Below are 22,100 nucleotides of genomic sequence, written 5' to 3' on the forward strand. Positions count from 1 at the left end.
AATGGCCGCAGCGCAATGAACGCCCGCCCCTACTTGGGTTATCCTAGCATGTGGTCGCCTCGCCGAACGCCATCGAACCCACCCAAGGGACCAGGGCTTCGGCAGGCGACGTGTCGACCCAGCCAGCCCACGCGTTAAGGATAAGCTCTGTGATCTCGCGCTTCGCCGCTCTCGCTCTTCGCACCGCCTTCGTCTGGCTCCTGCTGTTGCTGCCGGCGCTCGCCCATGCACAGTGGTTCTCCGGGTCGTCCGATCGCGATTTCCTGCCGGTACACGAGGCCTTCGAGGCCAGCGCATGGCGGGACGACGACACCCTTTATGTGGGCATGCAGAGCGCCGACGACTACTACCTCTATCGCCACCGCTTCGAGGTCGAGAGCCTCGATGAAGGGGTTACCTTCGGCGACCCCGTCATTCCCCCCGGCGAGGCTCACAGCGATGAGTTCTTCGGCGATGTCTACGTCTTCTACGAGCCGGTGGTGCTGGAGATTCCCCTGGAAGGCGATCTGCCCGAGTCGCTGCCGCTGGCGCTGACCTTCCAGGGCTGCGCCGATGCCGGACTCTGCTATCCGCCCGAGCGCGTTACCCTTGAGGCGATGCCGGGCTCACCGCCGGGGGTATATGCCAATGCTCAGGCAGGCGGCGGCGACGCTGGCGGCAGCACAGGCGCCCCCAACCTTCAGAGCGCGGACGGCCGTTTCAACGCCCTGCTGGCCGGCGCCAGCCCGTTGCTGATGGTGGGACTGTTCTTCCTCGCCGGTCTGGGGCTGACCTTCACCCCCTGCGTACTGCCAATGGTGCCGATCCTGTCGTCGATCATCGTCGGCCAGAACCCCAGCCGCGGACGCGCCTTCGTGCTCTCGGCCAGCTACGTGGCCGGCATGGCCGCTACCTATGCGGCGGTCGGGGTGCTGATGGGGCTGTTCGGTGCCGGCCTCAACCTGCAAGCGCGGCTCCAGTCGGCACCGGTGCTGATCGCCTTCAGTGCACTGTTCGTGGTTTTCGCACTGGCCATGCTCGGCGCCTTCAATCTGCGCATGTCGCCGCGCCTGGCCAGTCGAGTCGACGCCTGGCAGGCCCGCGCCCAGCGTAGCGGCCCCCCCGGCCTGGCCCTGGCCGGCGCACTCTCGGTGCTGGTGGTGTCGCCCTGCGTGTCGGCGCCGCTGGCCGGCGCACTGGTGTTCATCTCCACCACCGGCGACGCCCTGCTGGGCGGCGCCGCGCTGCTGGCGCTGGCGCTGGGCATGGGCATTCCGCTACTGCTGGTGGGTACCTTCGGCACCACCTTGATGCCACGCACCGGGGTATGGATGAACGGCGTCAAGATCGCCTTCGGCATACTGCTCCTGGGGGTCGCGATCTGGCTGATCGAACGCCTGCTGCCACCGGCAGTGGCGCTGCTGCTGTGGGCTGGCCTTGCCATTGGCACCGCCTTGGCCCTTGGCGCGCTGCGCCTCGACGCCCCGCGCGGCTGGCCACAGCTGCGCCAAGGTGCCGGTCTGATGCTGCTGATCTGGGGTGTCGCGCTGGTCCTGGGCGCCGCCCGCGGTGCCCAGGACCCGCTGCGCCCGCTGGCCATGGCGCCAGGCGCCATGGCCGAGCAGGGCGGGGTCGAGTTGCCGACACCGGTCAGTGTGACCCGTCTGGAGGACTTCCAGGCGGCGCTGGCCGATGCCAGCCAGCAGGGGCAGCCGGTGTTCGTCGATGTCACCGCCGACTGGTGCATTTCCTGCAAGCAGATGGAGCGCAGCGTTTATCCCAGTGCAGCGGATCAGCTGGCCAGCTTCCAGCGCATTCAGATCGACGTTACCGAGACCAGCGCCGAGAGCCGTGAGCTGCTCGATCATTTCGGCCTGTTCGGCCCCCCCAGCCTGCTGTTCTTCGACGGCGAGCAGGAACTACGCGATGCGCGCATTCTCGGCGAGGTCGGGCGTCGCGACTTCGCCAACCACCTCGAACAGCTGCTCGGCTGGCTCGAGCAGCAGCGCGCCACCACGACGTGATCGTCGTCAAACATCCGTTTAATTGCCGGCTTCGGCGGCCATCACCGCGGCGCGCTGGACAAGCCTGATTTTTTTCGGCACACTTCGCGAACACTGTATTTAATGGCCTATATCACGATATTTTTCACCATCGTGCCGTCATCTGGACAAAGTCAGCGCAGGTTGACAGCGTCACCTGCCGACCCCATAACCCCGCTACCCCACCTCTGATCGAGACAGATTCATGGATATTCGCAAGGTCAAGAAGCTGATCGAGCTGCTGGAAGAGTCCAACATCAGCGAAATTGAAATTCAGGAAGGCGAAGAGTCGGTCCGCATCAGCCGTCATCCCAATGGCGCCCTCTATCAGAACAGCGTGCCGCAGTATGCGATGCCACCCAACGGCTACGCACCTCAGCCAGCGCCCCAGCCTGCCGCACCGGTCGCCGAAGAGAGCAGCGTCCCGACACAGCCCGACGGCCATGCCGTTGCCTCGCCCATGGTCGGCACCTTCTACCGCGCCCCGGCCCCCGGCGCCAAGGCGTTCGTGGAAGTTGGCCAGAGTGTCAAGAAAGGCGACCCGGTATGCATCGTCGAGGCCATGAAGATGATGAACCAGATCGAAGCCGACAAGGACGGCATCATCGAAGCCATCCTGGTCGAGGACGGTGAGCCGGTCGAGTTCGACCAGCCGATGCTCATCATCAGCTAACCTCCAAGGGGCGTAACCATCATGTTGGACAAGGTACTCATCGCCAATCGCGGCGAGATCGCCCTGCGCATTCTGCGTGCCTGCAAGGAGCTGGGCATCAAGACCGTAGCGGTCCATTCCAAGGCTGATCGCGAGTTGATGCATGTGCGACTGGCCGACGAAGCGGTCTGCATCGGCCCGGCCTCATCGACCCTCTCCTACCTCAATATCCCGGCGCTGATCAGCGCCGCCGAAGTCACCGACGCCAGCGCGATACATCCCGGCTACGGCTTTCTCTCCGAGAATGCCAACTTTGCCGAGCAGGTCGAACGCTCGGGCTTCGTCTTCATCGGCCCGCGCGCCGAAACGATCCGCCTGATGGGTGACAAGGTCAGCGCCATCGAGGCCATGAAGAAGGCCGGCGTACCCACCGTGCCGGGCTCCGACGGCCCGGTACCGGAGGACCCCCAGCAGGCGCTGGCCATCGCCCGGCGCATCGGCTATCCGGTGATCATCAAGGCGGCCTCCGGCGGCGGTGGTCGCGGCATGCGCGTGGTGCACAGCGAAGCTCACCTGCTGTCGTCGATCAGCGTGACCCAGAACGAGGCCAACTCGGCCTTCGGCGACGGCACCGTCTACATGGAGAAGTTTCTCGAGCAGCCGCGCCACGTCGAGGTGCAGGTACTGGCCGATGGCCAGGGCAACGCCGTGCATCTCTATGATCGCGACTGTTCGCTGCAGCGCCGCCACCAGAAGGTTCTCGAGGAGGCCCCCGCGCCGCATCTCGACCCCGAGGCCCGCGCACGGGTGCTCAAGGCCTGCACCGACGCCTGCCTGACCATCAACTACCGCGGCGCCGGCACCTTCGAGTTCCTGTACGAGAATGGCCAGTTCTTCTTTATCGAGATGAACACCCGGGTGCAGGTCGAGCACCCGGTCACCGAAATGGTCACCGGCGTGGACATCGTCAAGGAGCAGCTGCGCATCGCCGCCGGCATGCCGCTGTCGATCACCCAGGACGACGTGCAGCTCAGCGGCCATGCATTCGAGTGCCGGATCAACGCCGAGGACGCACGCACCTTCATGCCGTCACCCGGCAAGGTCTCGCTCTACCACGCACCCGGCGGACTCGGGGTGCGCATGGACTCGCATCTCTATACCGGTTATACGGTGCCGCCCTACTACGACTCGCTGATCGGCAAGCTGATCACCTGGGGCGCCGATCGCGAAATCGCTCTGACGCGCATGCGCATCGCCCTCGATGAGCTGCTGGTGGAAGGCATCAAGACCAATATCGACCTGCAGAAGGACCTGGTGCGCGACAGCTACTTCCAGCAGGGTGGAGTGAATATCCACTATCTCGAGAAAAAGCTCGCCCAGTAACCACCGGGTAGCCCAGGCTTCGTACGTAAAGTCGGCGAGCGCAGGCAATTATCGTACGAAGCCCAGCGGGGCGGCCACTGGCCGCCCCGCTATCGTTGGTTACCCGCCACAGGAGCCCCATTGATGCCCTGGCTGCAACTCAAGGCCCATACCCCACCCGAGCACGCCGAACGTCTCGAGGAACTGCTGCTCGATGAAGGTGCCAGCGCCATCACCCTGCAGGACGCCCATGACGATCCGGTATTCGAACCCGACCGCGGCACCACCCCGCTATGGAACGAGACAGTGCTCACCGGCCTCTACGACGACCTGGAGGGCGTCGAGGCGATGCTCGAGCGAGTCCGCCAGGCATGGGCGGTCGAACAGCCTGACGAGCCGTGTCCGGAGATTGAAGTCGAACTGCTCGCCGACCGCGATTGGGAGCGCGAGTGGATGGACGGCTTCACTCCGCTGCAGATGGGTCAACGCCTCTGGATCGTGCCCAGCTGGCATGCCGCACCGGATCCCGAGGCCGTCAACCTGCTGCTCGACCCCGGCCTGGCCTTCGGCACCGGCACCCACCCCACCACGGCACTCTGCCTGGCGTGGCTCGACGAGCTGGCAGTGGCCGGCGAGCTCGATGGCCGCGAGTTGCTCGACGTCGGCTGCGGTTCAGGCATCCTGGCCATCGCCGCGCTCAAGCTCGGTGCTGCCAACGCGGTGGGCACCGATATCGACCCCCAGGCGCTTACCGCCAGCCGCGACAATGCCGCACGCAATGGCGTGGACGATGCGGCCCTGGCGCTGCACTACCCCGAGCAGCTCGACGACGGACGGGCCTTCGACGTGGTCGTCGCCAATATCCTGGCCGGCCCGCTGGTCGAACTGGCTGCCATGATCGCCGGCCATGTCGCACCCGGCGGACGCCTGGCGCTGTCGGGGATCCTCGCCCAGCAGGCCGACGAGGTGCTCGACGCCTATCGCGCCCAGGGCATGATCATGGACGAGCCGTCGATTCGTGAGGGCTGGGTGCGACTAAGCGGCCAGCGCCCGGGCTGATTGCCCTTTCGTCTCAGGCTGGCTGAATGTCCACCTTCACCCGCGGCCAGGCGGTGGGTATGATATGCCCCCCTTGATAACGATTCATCGACGAGCCTTGATGCCTCTTGACGCCTCGGCGCTGCCGTCCATCGGCCGCCACCGCCTGCCCAACCGCGTGATCCTGGCCCCCATGGCCGGTGTCACCGACCGCCCCTTCCGGCAGCTCTGTCGGCGGCTGGGGGCTGGGCTGGTGGTGGGCGAGATGGTCACCTCGGATCCCAGCCTATGGCACACCCGCAAGTCGCGACTGCGCATGGATCACGCCGGTGAGCCTGGCCCCCGCGCGGTGCAGATCGCCGGCGGTGACGCTGCCATGCTGGCCGAGGCCGCCCGCCTGAATGCCGATCAGGGCGCCGAGATCATCGACATCAATATGGGCTGTCCGGCCAAGAAGGTGTGCAACAAGGCCGCTGGCTCGGCACTGCTTCGCGACGAGCGCCTGGTGGCCGAGATTCTCGATGCCGTAGTCGCTGCCGTGGACGTGCCGGTCACGCTGAAGATTCGCACCGGCTGGTGCGACGCCAGCCGCAACGGCGAACGCATCGCCCGACTCGCCGAGGACGCCGGCATTCAAGCCCTGGCCGTCCACGGCCGCACCCGCGAGCAGCGCTACAGCGGCTACGCCGAGTACGACACCATCGCCGCGATCAAGGCCGCGGTGTCGATTCCAGTATTCGCTAACGGCGATATCGACTCTCCTGAGAAAGCTGCCCGCGTCCTCGACTATACTGGTGCGGATGCAGTGATGGTCGGTCGTGGCGCCCAGGGCAATCCCTGGCTTTTCGCCGAGATCGACCACTACTTGAGTCACGGCCAGCGACTCGCCGCTCCTAGCACCACGCAGCGCCGCGAGGTGATGCTCGACCACCTCGCCACCCTGCATGCGTTTTACGGCGAGCACATGGGCGTGCGCATTGCACGCAAGCACCTCGGCTGGTATCTGGCCCGGCATGCGCCGGACCCCGACGCCGTCAAGACGCTACGCGCACGTTTCAACGGCCTGGAGAGTCCCCAGGCACAGCAACACTTCGTGGATCAACTGTTTCGTCATCCCGCCGACATGCGGCCAATGACGTCGAAGGGAATCAGTGCAGCATGACCAGCAGGCAACCCACACAACCCAGCGCTCTGATGGCTGCGACCCAGGAGACCCTGGACCTCGCAGCGGCACTGCCCGGCGATGACGAACCTGCGCTGTCGGCCACCCCTACCGATCGTCCGCTGCGTGAAGCGGTCGACGTCGCCATGCGACGCTACTTCGCGCACCTCGACGGCGAATCGGTCACCGACCTCTATGCCATGGTGCTGGCGGAGGTCGAGGCGCCGCTGCTTACCGCGGTGATGGACCATGTTGACGGCAACCAGACCCGTGCCGCCGACATGCTGGGTCTCAACCGCGGCACGCTGCGCAAGAAGCTCAAGCAGTACGACCTGATCTGACACACCAAGGGAGCCGTACACGGCTCCCTTGGTGTTTATCGCCTCATCACTTTTCGACTCACTACTTCGAGAGTAACGACATGGCCCAATCCGCCTCCTCGCTTCCCGTTCGCCGCGCCCTGCTCAGCGTCTCCGACAAGACCGGTATCGTCGATTTTGCCCGCGGGCTAAGCGAACACGGCGTCGAGCTACTCTCCACCGGCGGCACCTTCCGTCTGCTCCAGGAGAACGGCATCGCGGTCACCGAAGTCTCTGCCCATACCGGCTTTCCGGAGATCATGGACGGCCGGGTCAAGACCCTTCATCCCAAGATCCACGGCGGCATTCTCGGCCGCCGCGGCCAGGATGATGCCGTCATGGCCGAACACGGCATCGACCCCATCGACATGGTGGTGGTCAACCTCTACCCCTTCACCGAGACCGTGGCCAAGCCGGACTGCAGCCTCGAGGACGCCATCGAGAACATCGATATCGGCGGCCCGACCATGGTTCGCGCCTGCGCCAAGAACCACGCCCATACCACCATCGTGGTCGATGCCGGCGATTATTCGCGGGTGCTCGGCGAGCTGGCCGCCCAGCGTGGCGCCGTGAGCGAGGCGACGCGCTTCGATCTGGCGGTACGCGCCTTCGAGCATACCGCCGGCTATGACGCCGCCATCGCCGACTACCTGGGTAGCCGGGTGCCCGGTAGCGAGGATGGCTTCCCACGCACCTACAACCTGCAGTTCCACAAGAAGCAGAGCATGCGCTACGGCGAGAACCCGCACCAGAACGCGGCCTTCTACGTCGAAGCCGACGCCAGCGAAGCCAGCGTGGCCACCGCCACCCAGCTGCAGGGCAAGGCACTGTCGTTCAACAATGTCGCCGATACCGATGCCGCCTTCGAGTGCGTCAAGGCTTTCACCGACACCGCCTGCGTGATCGTCAAGCACGCCAACCCCTGCGGCGTGGCGGTGGGCGCAAGTCCCGGCGAGGCCTACGACAAGGCCTTCGCCACCGACCCCACCAGTGCCTTCGGCGGCATCATTGCCTTCAATGTTGCGCTGGATGCCGACACCGCGCGCGCCATCATCGACCGCCAATTCGTCGAGGTGATCATCGCCCCGGGGGTCAGCGAAGAGGCCCGCGCCATCGTCGCCGAGAAGGCCAATGTGCGCCTGCTCGACGTCGGTGAGCACTGGCCCGGCGAGCGCGAGCATGCTCACGATTTCAAGCGCGTCACCGGCGGCCTGCTGGTACAGGATCGCGACCTGGGCATGGTCGGCCGCGACGAGCTCAAGGTAGTCAGCGAGCGGGTGCCTAGCGAACAGGAGCTGCGCGACCTGGCGTTCGCCTGGAAGGTCGCCAAGTACGTCAAATCCAACGCCATTGTCTACGCCAAGGAGGGCCAGACCGTAGGCGTCGGCGCCGGGCAGATGAGCCGCGTCTACTCGGCCCGCATTGCCGGCATCAAGGCCGCCGACGAGGGCTTCTCGGTGCCCGGCTCGGTGATGGCGAGCGATGCCTTCTTCCCGTTCCGCGACGGTATCGACGCCGCTGCCGCCGCGGGAATTACCGCAGTGATCCAGCCCGGCGGCTCGATGCGTGACCAGGAAGTGATCGACGCCGCCAACGAGGCGGGGATTGCCATGGTTTTCACCGGCATGCGCCACTTCAAGCACTGAGGTAATTGAACGCTGGACCATCGCCCAGCGGTTTTCTCGAACAGTACTTATTAGAAAACCCCATTGGCCTAGGCCAATGGGGTTTTCTGTTCTTAAAGCTTATGAACTATGGCTTCCAGCTCCGGGCGAAGCCCGGTCAGCCCAGATCAATACACAGATACTTGGTCTCGACGAACTCCTCGAGCCCCTGGCGCCCGCCTTCGCGGCCCAGGCCCGAGGCCTTGACCCCGCCGAACGGTGTCGCCGGGTTGGAGATCAGGCCGGTGTTGATGCCCACCATGCCGTACTCCAGCGCCTCTGCCACCCGCCAGACCCGCCCCAGGTCGCGGGAGTAGAAGTAGGCCGCCAGGCCGAACTCGGTGGCATTGGCCATGGTGATGGCGTCCTCTTCATCATCGAAGGGGAACACCGCCGCCAGCGGCCCGAAGGTCTCTTCGCGGGCAACCTTCATACTGTGGTTGGCGGCGCTGATCAGCGTCGGGGTGAAGAAGTTGCCACCCAGCGGGTGCGGGTTGCCACCCAGCAGCAGCTCGGCGCCGTGATCCACCGCGTCGTGGACATGGTCGCTGACCTTGTCGACGGCGTTATGGTCGATCAGCGGGCCGATATTGATACCGTCTTCGGTACCGTCGCCGACATGCAGCTCACTGTGCATGGCCACCGCCAACTTCTCGCAGAAGGCATTGACCACGCTCGACTGCACCAGGAAGCGGTTGGTGCACACGCAGGTCTGACCGGCATTGCGGAACTTGGCCGCCATGGCACCGTCCACCGCGGCGTCGAGATCGGCATCCTCGAACACGATGAACGGCGCATTGCCGCCCAGCTCCAGCGAGATCTTCTGGATATGCTGGGCCGCCTGCGCCATCAGCGTGCGCCCCACCTCAGTTGAACCGGTAAAGGTGATCTTGCGCACCACCGGTGATTCAGTGAGCGCCGCGGCGATCTCCGAGGCGCGCCCCGGCACCACGTTGAAGACGCCGCGCGGCACCCCGGCACGCTCGGCGAGCAGCGCCAGCGCTGTTGCCGAGAACGGCGTCTGGCTGGCCGGCTTGACCACGATCGGGCAGCCCGCGGCCAGCGCCGCGCCGGCCTTGCGGGTGATCATTGCCGCCGGGAAGTTCCACGGCGTGATGGCCCCCACCACGCCCACCGGCTGCTTGGTGACCACCACCCGCTGGTTGGCGCTGGCAGCGGGGATCGTCTCACCGTAGATGCGCCGCGCCTCTTCGGCAAACCAGCGCAGGAAGCTCGCTGCGTAGGCGATCTCACCGGCAGCTTCCTTGAGCGGCTTGCCCTGCTCCAGGGTCATGATGGTGGCCAACTCCTGCTGATGCTCGTGCATCAGGTCGTGCCACTTCATCAGGATATCGGCACGCTCGAGCGCGGTCAGCGAGCGCCAGGCCGGAAACGCAGCCTCGGCGGCAGTAATCGCCCGCTCGGTTTCGGCACGCCCCAGCCGCGGCACACGACCGATGGTCTCGCCGTTGGCCGGATTGACGACGTCGATCTGCTCACCGCTATCGGCGGCAACCCAGCTGCCGTCGATGTAGGCGAAGGGACGAAATAGTGGACTGTCTTGCAGGGATGACATGATGTTCTCCTTTCCATCACTGCGCTGCGTCGACAGCGCACGGGGATGATGCGAAATTATCGCCACGAAAATTCTGGCCGCGGGGGTGGATCACAGCATGAAGGGAATCATGGCGACAGGGAAGGTTCGACCAGCGCCGCAAGCGTCGCGACGACAATGGCCAAGGCCACCGCCAGCCAGCAGAAAGCTCGCCCCTTATAGCGTAGTGGATCACGGCGGATCTGGCGCAGCCCGATCAGGGCCAGCACCGCGGCAGCGATATTCAGCGGCGGCACACGCCCTTCGAAGAACAGCGCCACGAAGGCGGTAATGATGGCCGCTACCGCAAAGCCGGCATAGCGCTTGCGTGGCGGATGGGACTCGGCGGGGGTTTCGGCGTGTGACAAGCCAGCATCTCCAGGCGTCTGTATCTCCCCATGCTAAGCCGACTCGCCCCCGGAAACCAACCCCGCCTCAGTGACTCGCGCCGAGCTCAGCCAGTATGGCGGGTCTCACGCGTATCCGACAGCGTGATCGATACCGAATCGGCAAAGCGCAGGGCATGGGGCTTGTCGATTTCGACCTGCGCGGTCAGTACCTGCTCGTAGGACATGATGATATCCAGCACCTCACGGGTCATTCGCTCCAGCAGCAGAAAGCGATGCCCCTCGACGTGGGCGATGACATGCTTGGTGATGGTGCGGTAGTTGAGCGCTTGATCGATATGGTTGAACTGCACCGCGCGTGCCGCGCGATAGCGGATGGTGGCATTGATCACCACATCCTGACGGTTCTTGATCTCGTCTTCCTTGATGCCAATATGGGTGCGCAACCGTAAGTTCTTGATTCGGATGGTCGCCAGATCGTGATCAAGATGCTGATCGTCAAGCGCGTGCAGTGGCATGGGCGGGCCTCCTCGGCCGGATGCAATCGGTGGTCAGCGCTACAGGATATCCTGGTGGCGATTCAGCGTGCGTTGACCAGGGTAAGAAACTCCTGACGGGTCGGCTGATTGTCGCGGAAGGCACCGAGCATCACCGAACTGGTCATGCTCGAGTTCTGTTTCTCGACCCCACGCATCATCATGCACATGTGCTTGGCTTCGATGACCACCGCCACACCACGCGCCTCGGTCACCTGAAGCACTGCCTCGGCAATCTGCTTGGTCAGGTTTTCCTGGATCTGCATACGTCGCGCATACATATCGACGATACGTGCAAACTTGGACAACCCCAGTACGCGGCCGTTGGGCAGGTAGGCGATGTGGCACTTGCCAATAAAAGGCAGCAGGTGATGCTCGCACATCGAATAGAGCTCGATGTCCTTGACCAGCACCATCTCGTCGGTCTCTGACTTGAAGACGGCCCCATTGATCAGCTCTTCCAATGACTGGTGATAGCCGCGGGTCAAGAACTGCATGGCCTTGGCGGCCCGCTTGGGCGTATCGCGCAAGCCTTCGCGCTGGGGGTCTTCCCCGAGTCCAGCGATAATCTGACGATAATGATTGGCGAGCTCTTCGTTCATGAGGGGGCCTATTTGCTGGTTCACCCTCTACGCCGAGGGGTGACGCTGTCCTGTGATATACAAAATATATACAGGAATTATGTTTTGTACAATGTTGTAGTGAGTCGCGCTACAATTCTAAGCCCTGCCACCACCCCCGTCGAGCAGCAGAGCTGCGCCGACCAGACCAGAGTGACATCATGTCACGCCTTGCCAGGCTGCTGTCGCCCGACGCTGTGATAAACTCACGCCACCCTGCACGAGTCCAAGCGAGTTTACCGGGAATGATCAAGCCTACGCGCGCCGCACTGACCCTGTTCGCCATCGCCATGAGCCTGCCGCTGACGGCCCAGGCCGGCACCCTGTCGCTGCCCGCCGGCGCCACCGTCAGCGTCGAAGTGATCGACACCCTGACCCTCGATCAGAGCACCACCAGCCAGGCCGATGTCCTGCTCAAGCCGACCAGAGCCGCCAGTGGCGAATATGACCTGCCCAACCACTGCCTGATCACCGCCGACGCACGGCTCAACGGCGAGCACATCCGCCTGAGCGCCTCGACCCTGACCTGCATTGAAGCGACCGCTGACGAGCGTGAGATCTTCAGCGGCGAATTCTCGGCCAGCGCCGAGGATCTCGACGGCAATACCGGCGTGCCGGCCTGTGTAGAAGGGAGCGGCAGCGACTGCCGGCGCGCCGAACTGCTCCCAGGGGACGTCTTCCAGCTGCGCCTGCGCAGTGAGCTCGACCTCGAGGCCCAGGAGAACCCTTCGGCGCAGATCAATGAGCGCCGCCGTCAGGCCAACGGCGAAGGCGTCGCCAACCCGGTACCCGCCGAACGCCCCGACCCCGACGATCAGTGAGCCGCCAGCCAGCGTGGGTGCTGCTCCAGCGCCTGGCGCTGCTGCTCCAGGCTGCGAATATGCTGATCCCAGTAGCCCTCCTCGGCGGCCCAGGGGAAGGCACGCGGAAACGCCGGATCTTCCCAGCGCGCAGTGAGCCAGGCGCTGTGGCGCAACAGCCGCAGCGTACGCAGCGGCTCGATCAGTGACAGTTCGCCGCGCGGGAAGTCTGCCTCCTGCTCATACCCTTCGAGTATCTCCGAGAGCTGCCACTGCAGCTCTTCGGGGGTCTGGGCGGTGAGCAGCATCCACAGGTCCTGAATCCGTGGCCCCATCAGTGCATCGTCGAAATCGACCAGGCTGAAGGTGGCGTCCCGCCCCAGCATATTGCCTAGATGACAGTCGCCGTGCAGGCGGATGGCCGACTGCGCCGGCCACGCATGCTGTTTCAGCAACTGCTGCAGCTCGCCGCTGATGCGCGCATAGGCATCCCGCTGGCGACGCGTCAGCCAGGGGCCGGCCAATACCGTGGCGCGACTCTCCTCGACCATGCTCAGCGGATCCAGGCTCAGGCGGCTGGTGAAGTCACGACGAGCCCCGACCGCATGCACTCGGCCGATCAGCTCACCCAGTGCAAACAGGTGCTCGGGATTCTCCAGCTCCGGCGCCTGCCCCGGCACCTGGGGAAACAGCGTCAGGCGAAAGCCTTCCCAGTGGTGCAGCGTCTGCCCTTCGGCATTCTGCCAGGGCGCCGCCACCGGCACCTCGGCTTCGGCCAGCTCGAGCAGGAAGTCGTGCTCTTCCTGAATCTGGGCATCACTCCAGCGCCCGGGACGATAGAACTTGGCCACCCAGCGCCGTCGTTCGTCGTCGCTGAGCAGAAACACCCGATTCTCGTAGCTGTTGAGGGCGAAGGGCTCGCCCGGCAGCCAAAAACCCAGCGACTCGACGGCCGCCACGATGCGTGCCGGGCTGAGCCGTTCGAAGGGGTGAGGGGTATCCGCCATGCTCGGCTCCTGAAGCGTAAAGCCTGGCATCTTAGCAGTCGCCGGCCACATATGCCGAAACAGCACTCGCCTACAAGCTATTGCAGGTAGCAGCACCGCTCGGGACTGATCCGTCGGCAGGCCTTCGAGGGGGCGCTGTAAACCCATCCCTGGGCGCTACCTGCGCCCTGCTGCGCTCTCGCATCCTGCTTCGCTTGCAGGGCCAGTGCTGGCCATCCATGGCCAGCCCGTTCGGAGCAGTGCTCCTCACCCATGGCGCAGAACCCCCTCTAGGACCTGCCCCCGGCGTCCCTCGCTTTGAGGTAGTGGAGGTCGCCAGGCCTCCCCCTTACTCCCGCGGCGTGCGCGCTACCGCCCATACCTCGATCAGCGACGCCCCCTGCGCCACGCAGGCCTGGGCCAGCGCTTCGCAGGTCGCCCCGGTGGTGATGATGTCGTCGAGTATGGCGATGTGCCCTGGCAGCGGCTGATCGACCGCAAAGGCCCCCTTCAGGTTGGCCTGCCGCGCCCGCCGGCTGAGCCCCACCTGGGTCGGCGTATGGCGCAGCCGACGCGCCTTGACCAGCGGCAGCGCAAGGCGCCGGGCCAGCCGCTCGGCGAGCCAGGCGACCTGATCGAAACCGCGCTGGCGGGCACGCCGCGGATGCAACGGGACCGCCACCAGCACCTCAGGCAAGCGCTCCACTCCACGCAGCTGATACTCGAGCAGGGCCAGCAGCACGGCCCCGGCCCGTGGCGAGGCGGAGAATTTGAACCCCTGGATCAACAGCGCGACCTCGTCGGCATAGCGCAGCGCCACCCGCGCCCGAGCGTAGCGCGGCGGCTGAGTCAGGCAGGCACCGCAGGGCATCCCTGCCGGGGTCAGCGGCGGCAGCGGTTCGGCGCAGCGTGGGCAGGCCGGGAGATTCCACGGCAACGCCACCAGACACGCCTCGCACCAGGGAGCGTCCGACGCGACCGGCGCCAGGCAGAAGTGACAGCGCCCTGGGAGCGCCTCGCGCAGCACCTCGTCAACTTTTCCAAAACACCGAGTTGACAGCATCGGCACAGTCCCTATCATCGTCGTTAACGTCCATACCCAACATTGTTGACTGACCTATCAGTCCTGCGGATCTCTCCAATGACCTTAGCTACCGATGCTGCCGTGCGCCACGACTGGACCCTCGACGAGATCCAGGCGCTATTCGCCCTGCCCTTCAACGACCTGCTGTTCCGCGCCCAGCAAGTACACCGCACTCACTTCGATGCCAACGCCGTGCAGGTCTCCACCCTGCTCTCGATCAAGACCGGCGCCTGCCCCGAGGACTGCAAGTACTGCCCGCAGTCGGGCCACTACAACACCGGGTTGGGCAAGGAGAAGCTGCTCGAGATCGAGAAGGTCGTGGAACAGGCCAAGGCCGCCCAGGAGGCCGGCGCCAGCCGCTTCTGCATGGGGGCGGCCTGGAAGAGCCCGCAGGAGAAGGATCTCACGGTGGTGCTGGAGATGGTCAAACGGGTCAAGGCATTGGGACTCGAGACCTGCATGACCCTGGGCATGGTGGACGGCAACCAGGCTGAGCGACTGGCCGAGGCAGGGCTCGACTACTACAACCACAATCTGGACACCTCGCCGGAGTATTACGGCGAGATCATCACCACCCGCAGCTATGCCGACCGCCTGGAAACCCTGGGCCACGTGCGCGAGGCGGGCATGAAGGTGTGCGCCGGCGGCATCCTGGGCATGGGCGAGGCGCCCCGCGACCGTGCCGCCCTGCTCCAGCAGCTGGCGCGCCTGGCGCCGCACCCCGAGTCGGTGCCCATCAACATGCTGGTCAAGGTGCCGGGCACGCCTCTCCAAGATGTGGAGGATCTCGATCCCATCGAATTCATCCGCGCCATCGCCGTGGCCCGCATCCTGATGCCGGAGAGTCACGTGCGCCTCTCCGCCGGCCGCGAGCAGATGAACGAGTCCACCCAGGCTCTGGCCTTCCTGGCCGGCGCCAACTCCATTTTCTACGGCGAGCGGCTGCTGACCACCGCCAACCCTCAGGCAGAGCGCGACCGGGCACTGTTCGACAAGCTGGGGTTACACCCCGAGCGCCGTGAAACCTGTACCGACGATGTCCAGCTGCAGGAGAGAGTGGAGGCCGACGTCGAGGCCGATCTGGCCCGTCAGGCGACGCGCCACGCCGCCACCCGTGCCGGCGAGCTGGCCTACGACGCCAGTGGCGCCTGAGCCATGAGCGCCGACTGGCCTTCGCGGCTCGCTGAGCGGGCCCAGGCGCGGCGGGCTGGCGGCCTGTGGCGGCAGCGCCGCACCTGGCGGCCCGCCCGTGGGGTGCGTGACTTTGCCGGCAACGACTATCTGGGCCTGGCCAGCGATCCGCGGCTGGCCGAAGCCATGGCTGCCGGCGCTCGCCGATTCGGTGCCGGTGCCCGGGCATCGCATCTGGTCAATGGCCACCTGGACGTCCACGAAGCGCTCGAGTGTCGACTGGCCGCGCTCACCGGACGCCCCCGTGCGCTGCTCTTCTCCACTGGTTACATGGCCAATCTCGGCGCCCTCCAGGCGCTCTGCGACCCTGAGACTCGGGTCTTTCAGGACCGCCTCAACCACGCGTCGCTGCTCGACGGTGCGGCGCTCTCCGGGGCGCCCTCGCGGCGCTTTCACCACCGCGACCTGTGCGACCTCGACCGCCTGCTGGGTCGCGCACCGGCCGCTGCCCCCAGATTGGTGGTCAGCGACGGCGTCTTCAGCATGGACGGCGACGTGGCCGATATTGCCGGCCTCGCCGCGATCTCCCGTCACCACGGCGCCTGGCTGATGATCGACGACGCCCACGGCCTCGGCGTACTCGGTGACCACGGCGACGGCTGCGTAGGCCGCGCCCACGGGCTCGACGACGTGCCGATACTGGTCGGCACCCTGGGCAAGGCGCTGGGCACCGGCGGCGCCTTCGTGGCAGGCAGTGCCGAACTGATCGAGCATCTGATCCAGTTCGCCCGCCCCTATGTCTACACCACCGCCCAGCCACCCGGGGTTGCGGCGGCCACCCTCAAGGCGCTCGAGCTGCTTGCCGACGAGCCCGAGCGGCGCAGCCGGCTGCACCACCTGATCGCACGCTTTCGCGCCGAGGCGTCAGACTTGGGCCTGCCGCTGGTAGAGAGCCCTTCGCCGATCCAGCCACTGGTGCTGGGAGACAGTCGGCGGGTGATGGCCTGGGCCGAACGGCTGGCCGAGCGGGGCCTGCAGGTCGGCGCCATCCGCGAACCCACCGTGCCCCGTGGCCAGGCCCGGCTGCGCATCACACTCTGCGCTGCTCATGGCGATGATGACCTGGAAGCCCTGCTCGCGGGGCTGGCGAACTGCCAGGCCGCGGAAGCCGCTGGCCATGAGCGGGTCGCAAATGCCGAGGAGGCGACCCCATGACACGGCTGGTGCTGCTCTCCGGCTGGGGCGTCGATGCGCGGATCTGGCAGCCGTTGGCCGATCATTGGCGCGCCGGGGTCAGTGTCTCGACCCCGGACTGGCCCGGCTATGGGACCCGCTCCCCGCTAGCGACACCCGCTAGCCTGGCCGAACTGGCCGATGCCATGGCGGCGGAGCTGCCCACTGAGGCAATCTGGGTGGGATGGTCCCTGGGCGGCCTGCTGGCCGGTGCGCTGCTGACGTACCTGCCTCCGCCGCGGGGTCTGATACAGCTAGGAACCGGCACGAGCTTCTGTACCCCAGGTGGCGTTACCACCGCGGAGCTCGCTGCCTTTCGACGCGCCTTTGCCCGCGCTCCCGACGCCACCCTGGCCCACTTCCAGCGCTGGCAGCTCGGCGGAGAGCCCCGCCCCCGGGATGCCCATCGGCAGCTATGCACCCTGCTTGACGAAGGTCCGCCACCAGACCCCGCCACCCTGGCCGCAGGCCTGGAGTGGCTGGCAAGACTCGAACTCTCGACCGACCCGACACATGGTGCGAGCCCGGTGGCCCGTCTGACCGGCGCCCGAGACCCGCTGCTGGCCCCGGCGGCCATTGCCGACGCCGACAGGGTTCTCGATCACGCCGGCCACTGCCCGATGCTCTCTCGTCCGGCGGCGCTGGCCGGGGCCCTGAGCGAGATGGCCCGCGTGCTCAAGCAGCGCCATGGGCGCCACGCCGAGGTCTCCTGTCCATGAGCGCATCGTCCAGCTTGCGTTGCCCCACCGCCCCGGCGTCGCCGGTTGACTGGCAGCGCCGTGTCGCCCGGGCCTTCTCCCGCGCCGCCGACGACTATGCGCGGCTGGCCAGTGCCCAGCAGGCCATGGCGAAGCCCCTCTGGGCCCGCCTGCCAACCCGCGCCAGCCGGGTGCTCGATCTGGGCTGTGGCCCGGGCCACTGGAGCGCCCGTCTGGCCGAGCGCTACGCCACAGACTGCTCCGTTCTCGGCCTCGACATCGCCCCCGGCATGCTCGACGCCGCCCGACGCACCCACGCCAATAAGCCCGGCCTGCACTGGCTGTGTGGCGATGCCGCCGACCTGCCGCTGGCCGATGCCAGCCTGGACCTGGTGGTCTCCAACCTGGCCATTCAGTGGTGCCCGGACCTGACCCGGGTGCTGACCGAAGTGCATCGGGTGCTGCGCCCGGGCGGCCGCGCCCTGATCAACACCCTCGCCCCTGGCACCCTGGCGGAGATCGGCCACGCCTGGTCGCGCCCCGGCGCGCCGGCGGCCCTGCTGCCGCTGCGCAGTCGTGACCGCCACCTGATCGCGGCACGCCTGGCCGGGTTTCAGCGTCCCCAGGTGAATCAGAGCGAGTGGCGCTTCCACTACCCTGACCTGGCCACCGTGATGGCGTCCATCAAGGGCGTCGGCGCCCAGACCGCCCGCCCCGGCGCCCGCCTCACCCGCGGCGACCTGGCCCGAGCGCGGCAGCGCCATGAGGCACTGCGCGAGCCCCAGGGCCTGCCGGTGACCTACCAGCTACTGACCCTCGACCTCAGCCGCGATTGAGGAGACGCAATGTCCGCCTACTTCGTTACCGGCACCGATACCGACGCCGGCAAGACCTTGATCACCAGCGGGTTGCTGGCGCTAGCGCGCCGCCAAGGTCTCAGTACCCTGGGCCTGAAGCCCGTTGCCTCCGGCTGCGAGATGACATCGGACGGTCTGCGCAACCGCGATGCGCTGACCCTGCAGGCAGGCTCCAGCCCCACGACAGCCTATGCCCAGGTCAATCCCTACGCCTTCGCTCCGGCCATCGCCCCGCACCTGGCCGCACAGCGCGAAGGCGTAAGCCTCGGACTCGCCAACCTGGGTGAGTGGTTAACCACACGACTCGCCGAAGCCCGCGATCTGACGCTGATCGAGGGGGCCGGTGGCTGGCGGGTACCACTCAACGACCACGAGGATCTCGCTGGCCTCGCCGGACTATTGCGGCTACCGGTGATTGTGGTGGTCGGGGTGCGCCTGGGCGCGATCAACCACGCCCGACTCACTCTAGAGGCCATCCGGCGTGACGGGGTCGAGGTGGCCGGCTGGGTCGCCAACCAGATCGAGCCGCAGATGGACGAGGCCACCGCGAATCTGAACTCCCTGGCCCAGCACCTGGACGCACCCTGCCTGGGCCAAGTGCCCTACCTGGAGAGGCCTTGTGCCGACGCAGTGGCCCACTTTTTACGACTGCCGGAATAACGCATTGACTTGCTTATATCCATCCGTAGAATATGGGCGGCTTGGAGCACGCTGCTGTAACGAATGCGGATGTGGTGGAATTGGTAGACACGCCAGATTTAGGTTCTGGTGCCTTCGGGCGTGGGAGTTCAAGTCTCCCCATCCGCACCAATTCGGCAGTGACGCCCTTGCAGTGCTCGCCCCCGAGCGTTTAACGCTTCCCCCCAACTTCGCGACTCACTTCCCCGCCGCTAACGCCCCGCCTGATATAACGCAACGCACTAAACAAGCGTCACGCCAAGCAGCGGCATATCAAGGCCTTGGCACTGACACATTCATGAAATGGCGTGGCATAGTGATACTGATCGTTAGCCGGGCGCACGGGTGCGCTCAAGTTCATTACCGATGGCGCCGATAACACTCTATCGATAACAACGTTCAGCGTTCGGAGGATCACGCGATTGAATGACCTGGTGACAACCCATGACGTCTTTCGTCGCCTGGCCGACAGCCTGTCGAAGGCAACCGACGACGCCTTCTTCGATCAGCTGGTGGCCGCGCTGAGCGATATCCTCGGGGTTGATTATGTCATGGTTGCCAGAGTCGAAGAGGACGGCGAGCATGCGACCACGCTAGCGCTGTGGGCCCTCGACCGGCTGATCGCGAATACCCGCTATCCGCTGACTGGCACCCCTTGCGAGCGGGTCAGCGGCCATGCGGCCTGTCACTTTGCGCATGATGTCTGCGCGCGGTTCCCTGACGACCCTCTCCTTGTCGAGCTCAACGTCGAGGCCTATCTCGGCGTGCCGATGTACGCGCCCGACGGACGCCCGCTGGGACTGGTCGCTGCCATGCACTCGCGGCCCATCGACACCTCGCGCCACGCCGAGGAGGTCATGCGCATCACCGCGGCACACGCCGGGACAGAGCTAGCCCGTCGGGAGAGTGAACTGCTTCACCGCGGACGGCTGCTGGGCACCAACCGTGCGCTCAAGCTGCTCAGTCGCTGCAACGAGGCGCTGATCCATACCGAACAGGAGCCCCAGCTGCTGGAGGCCATTTGCCAACTGGCCGTCGAGGTCGGCGGCTACTGTATGGCCTGGGTGGGCTACGCCATGCATGACGAGACACGCCGCATCGAGCCCCGAGCCTCCGCGGGTAACGTTCAAGGCTATCTCGACCACATCACCCTGAGTTGGTCAACAGATCATCGCAACGGTCTCGGTCCGGCAGGCAGGGCAGTGCGTAGCGGCAAGCCAGTAATCATCAATGACCTGGCCAACGACCCGAGCTTCGTCCACTGGCGCGGCATGGCGATGCAGCAAGGTTTCCGCAGCTTGGTCTGCCTGCCGCTAAAACGTGGGGGCCAGGTATTTGGCATCCTCGCGCTCTACCAGCCGCACACCGAACCGATCAGCGACGAGGAGGGGCAGCTGCTATCCGAGCTGGCCGACAACCTGGCATTCGGCATCGATGTCCTGCGCCAGCGACTCGAGCAGCAGCGCGTCCAACGCGCCGTGCTCCAGATCGCAACGGCGGTCTCGGCACGCAGCGGCGCGGAGTTTCTCGACCAGTTGACCCACCATATGGCCGAGGCGCTGGATGCCGAGCTGGCCTTTATCGCCCGCCTCGACGACGCCGACCCGAACCGCGCTCACACCCTGACCATCGTGATCGACGGTGAGCGTCAGCCCAACTTCAGCTACACCCTGCCCGGTGCACCCTGCGAGGATGTCGTGATCGAGGCCGAGAGCATCGTGCACGACGACGCTGGCAAGCGCCTGCCATTGGAGGGTCGCGAGGCGCTCAGCTGGGTACGCGCCTACGCCGGCCGGCGCCTGGACAACTCGGCTGGCCAGCCTGTCGGACTGATCGGCGTAATGTTCGCCCGGCCGCTGCACGATACCGAGCTGGTCACCAGCGTTTTGCAGATCTTCGCCGCCGGGGTCGCCGCCGAACTCGAGCGCCAGGAAGACGAGGCGCACATCCGCCGCCTCGCCTACCGCGATCTCGGCACTGGCCTGCCCAATCGGACCGCTTTCATGCAGCGCCTGCAGAGTGCCGTGGCGCGCGCCGACGGCACGCGAGTTGGACTGATGCTGCTCGATCTCAATCGCTTCAAGGACATCAACGACAGCCTAGGCCACGACATCGGCGACAAGGTCCTGGCAGCAGTGGCCAACAGTTTCTCTGGCGCACTGCTCGACAACGAATATCTGGCCCGACTGGGGGGCGACGAGTTCGTGGTGCTGGTCGATCCCGGCGACATGTACAGCATCACGCATACCGCCTCGCGTCTGCTGCGCTCGCTGGACGCACCGCTGCAGATTGACGAACAAGCCTTCGAAGTCGATGTCAGCATCGGCATCGCCTTCTACCCCGACGATGCAGGCAGCCCCCGCGAACTGCTCAAGTATAGCGACATCGCCATGTACCAAGCCAAGCAGCAGGATGTGCCCTACCGCTTCTTCGAGGCCCACATGGAAGCAGCTCTCGCCTCGCGGCTCGACATGGCCAAGCGCTTGGCCGGCGCCCTGCTGAATGGCTCGCTCAGCCTGAATTTCCAGCCGCAGGTCGACCTGGCCAGCGGTCGCCTGGTTGGCGCCGAGGTGCTATGTCGATGGAACGACCCGGAACTCGGCGCAATAAGTCCCGCCGAATTCATTCCGCTGGCCGAGGAGCGCGGCATGATCGTGGCGCTCGGCAACTGGGTCATCAACGCCACCTGCCGGCAACTCGCCGCCTGGAAGCACAGCGGATTCGAAATGCCCGGTCAGCTCGCCATCAACGTCGCCTCGCGCCAGTTCGACGACCACCAGCTGATCGCCACTCTGCAACGTAGCTGCGCCGAGCACAGCGTTAGCGCCTCACAGCTCGGCCTGGAGCTCACCGAAAGCGGCTTCATGAGCGACCCCGACCAGGCCGTTGCCATCACCGAGGCGCTCAAGTCGCTGGGCTATGGACTCTCTATCGACGATTTCGGCACCGGCTACTCGTCGCTCTCCTATCTCAAACGCTTTGCCGCCGACAAGATCAAGATCGACATGTCCTTCGTTGCCGATATGCTGGAAGACGACAACGATCACGCCATCGTCACTACCATTATCGCCATGGCCCGTAACCTGCAGATGGACACCGTGGCCGAGGGCGTGGAGACCGCCGAACAGGCCCAGGCACTGCTTGCCATGGGCTGTCAGCAGGCTCAGGGCTACCACTTCGGCAAACCGCTCAGTGCCGACGCCTTCGCCGCACACTGGCTCACCTCTGCGCTGATTCGCGAGCGCTGAACACCCTTCCCAGACACCACCATGGTAAGC

20 protein-coding genes and 1 tRNA gene are annotated in these 22,100 nt (G+C 65.7%); 15 read left to right on the plus strand and 6 right to left on the minus strand.

The window, feature by feature from the left end; all coding sequences use genetic code 11:
* The first annotated feature begins 149 nt into the window (after positions 1-149).
* The 7 genes from dsbD to purH all read left to right on the plus strand — a co-directional run bounded on the left by dsbD (position 150) and on the right by purH (position 8,240).
* Positions 150-2,003: a protein-disulfide reductase DsbD gene (gene dsbD, locus IEI94_RS09675; protein WP_318153385.1), complete on the plus strand. Its 1,854-nt coding sequence runs from the start codon at positions 150-152 to the stop codon at positions 2,001-2,003.
* A gap of 223 nt (positions 2,004-2,226) precedes the next feature.
* Entirely contained in the window at positions 2,227-2,694 is a 468-nt protein-coding gene (gene accB, locus IEI94_RS09680; protein ID WP_191167104.1) for an acetyl-CoA carboxylase biotin carboxyl carrier protein, read from the plus strand.
* 21 nt (positions 2,695-2,715) lie between these two features.
* The gene (gene accC / locus IEI94_RS09685) at positions 2,716-4,056 is read left to right on the plus strand and encodes an acetyl-CoA carboxylase biotin carboxylase subunit (RefSeq protein WP_191167105.1); all 1,341 of its coding nucleotides are present in this window, start codon (positions 2,716-2,718) and stop codon (positions 4,054-4,056) included.
* Positions 4,057-4,179: 123 nt separating this feature from the next.
* A complete protein-coding gene (gene prmA / locus IEI94_RS09690; protein ID WP_191167106.1) occupies positions 4,180-5,094 on the plus strand; it encodes a 50S ribosomal protein L11 methyltransferase in 915 nt (304 codons plus the stop codon).
* 100 nt (positions 5,095-5,194) lie between these two features.
* Entirely contained in the window at positions 5,195-6,235 is a 1,041-nt protein-coding gene (gene dusB, locus IEI94_RS09695; protein WP_191167107.1) for a tRNA dihydrouridine synthase DusB, read from the plus strand.
* Positions 6,232-6,576, plus strand: coding sequence for a DNA-binding transcriptional regulator Fis (gene fis / locus IEI94_RS09700; protein ID WP_191167108.1), 345 nt, complete (start codon positions 6,232-6,234; stop codon positions 6,574-6,576). The genes dusB and fis overlap by 4 nt, the downstream gene beginning before the upstream one ends.
* 80 nt (positions 6,577-6,656) lie before the next feature.
* Positions 6,657-8,240: a bifunctional phosphoribosylaminoimidazolecarboxamide formyltransferase/IMP cyclohydrolase gene (gene purH, locus IEI94_RS09705; RefSeq protein ID WP_191167109.1), complete on the plus strand. Its 1,584-nt coding sequence runs from the start codon at positions 6,657-6,659 to the stop codon at positions 8,238-8,240.
* Between the two features lie 136 nt (positions 8,241-8,376).
* Here the strand turns inward: purH and IEI94_RS09710 are convergent, their stop codons facing one another.
* From IEI94_RS09710 to folE, 4 genes are all read right to left on the minus strand, one after another.
* Positions 8,377-9,834 (minus strand): NAD-dependent succinate-semialdehyde dehydrogenase, encoded by a 1,458-nt coding sequence (locus IEI94_RS09710; protein WP_191167110.1) that lies wholly within the window; start codon positions 9,832-9,834, stop codon positions 8,377-8,379.
* 107 nt (positions 9,835-9,941) lie between these two features.
* Positions 9,942-10,220: a DUF4190 domain-containing protein gene (locus tag IEI94_RS09715; protein ID WP_191167111.1), complete on the minus strand. Its 279-nt coding sequence runs from the start codon at positions 10,218-10,220 to the stop codon at positions 9,942-9,944.
* Between the two features lie 86 nt (positions 10,221-10,306).
* Positions 10,307-10,717 (minus strand): dihydroneopterin triphosphate 2'-epimerase, encoded by a 411-nt coding sequence (gene folX, locus IEI94_RS09720; protein ID WP_191167112.1) that lies wholly within the window; start codon positions 10,715-10,717, stop codon positions 10,307-10,309.
* A gap of 62 nt (positions 10,718-10,779) precedes the next feature.
* Positions 10,780-11,337 (minus strand): GTP cyclohydrolase I FolE, encoded by a 558-nt coding sequence (gene folE, locus IEI94_RS09725; RefSeq protein WP_191167113.1) that lies wholly within the window; start codon positions 11,335-11,337, stop codon positions 10,780-10,782.
* A gap of 263 nt (positions 11,338-11,600) precedes the next feature.
* Between folE and IEI94_RS09730 the strand changes: the two genes are divergently transcribed.
* A complete protein-coding gene (locus IEI94_RS09730; protein ID WP_191167114.1) occupies positions 11,601-12,176 on the plus strand; it encodes a hypothetical protein in 576 nt (191 codons plus the stop codon).
* Here the strand turns inward: IEI94_RS09730 and IEI94_RS09735 are convergent.
* Positions 12,170-13,162: a serine/threonine protein kinase gene (locus IEI94_RS09735; protein WP_191167115.1), complete on the minus strand. Its 993-nt coding sequence runs from the start codon at positions 13,160-13,162 to the stop codon at positions 12,170-12,172. The genes IEI94_RS09730 and IEI94_RS09735 overlap by 7 nt on opposite strands.
* Before the next feature lie 328 nt (positions 13,163-13,490).
* Positions 13,491-14,204: a ComF family protein gene (locus tag IEI94_RS09740; RefSeq protein WP_191167116.1), complete on the minus strand. Its 714-nt coding sequence runs from the start codon at positions 14,202-14,204 to the stop codon at positions 13,491-13,493.
* A gap of 78 nt (positions 14,205-14,282) precedes the next feature.
* Between IEI94_RS09740 and bioB the strand changes: the two genes are divergently transcribed.
* The 7 genes from bioB to IEI94_RS09775 all read left to right on the plus strand — a co-directional run bounded on the left by bioB (position 14,283) and on the right by IEI94_RS09775 (position 22,070).
* Entirely contained in the window at positions 14,283-15,377 is a 1,095-nt protein-coding gene (gene bioB / locus IEI94_RS09745; RefSeq protein ID WP_191167117.1) for a biotin synthase BioB, read from the plus strand.
* Between the two features lie 3 nt (positions 15,378-15,380).
* On the plus strand, positions 15,381-16,571 hold the full coding sequence (gene bioF / locus IEI94_RS09750) for an 8-amino-7-oxononanoate synthase (protein WP_191167118.1): 1,191 nt from the start codon (positions 15,381-15,383) through the stop codon (positions 16,569-16,571).
* Complete coding sequence (locus IEI94_RS09755; protein WP_191167119.1) at positions 16,568-17,308, plus strand: alpha/beta fold hydrolase; 741 nt, start codon at positions 16,568-16,570, stop codon at positions 17,306-17,308. Before bioF ends, IEI94_RS09755 begins: the two co-directional genes overlap by 4 nt.
* Positions 17,305-18,123, plus strand: coding sequence for a methyltransferase domain-containing protein (locus IEI94_RS09760; RefSeq protein ID WP_191167120.1), 819 nt, complete (start codon positions 17,305-17,307; stop codon positions 18,121-18,123). Before IEI94_RS09755 ends, IEI94_RS09760 begins: the two co-directional genes overlap by 4 nt.
* A 9-nt stretch (positions 18,124-18,132) precedes the next feature.
* Positions 18,133-18,804 carry a dethiobiotin synthase gene (bioD, locus tag IEI94_RS09765; RefSeq protein ID WP_191167121.1) on the plus strand — a complete coding sequence of 224 codons (672 nt, stop codon included), beginning with the start codon at positions 18,133-18,135 and terminating at the stop codon, positions 18,802-18,804.
* 65 nt (positions 18,805-18,869) lie between these two features.
* Positions 18,870-18,954 (plus strand) — tRNA-Leu (locus IEI94_RS09770).
* Positions 18,955-19,244: 290 nt separating this feature from the next.
* On the plus strand, positions 19,245-22,070 hold the full coding sequence (locus IEI94_RS09775) for an EAL domain-containing protein (protein ID WP_191167122.1): 2,826 nt from the start codon (positions 19,245-19,247) through the stop codon (positions 22,068-22,070).
* The last annotated feature ends 30 nt before the right edge of the window (positions 22,071-22,100 follow it).

The sequence above is a fragment of the Halomonas sp. ML-15 genome, assembly GCF_014779595.1.
Classification (GTDB): Bacteria; Pseudomonadota; Gammaproteobacteria; order Pseudomonadales; family Halomonadaceae; genus Franzmannia.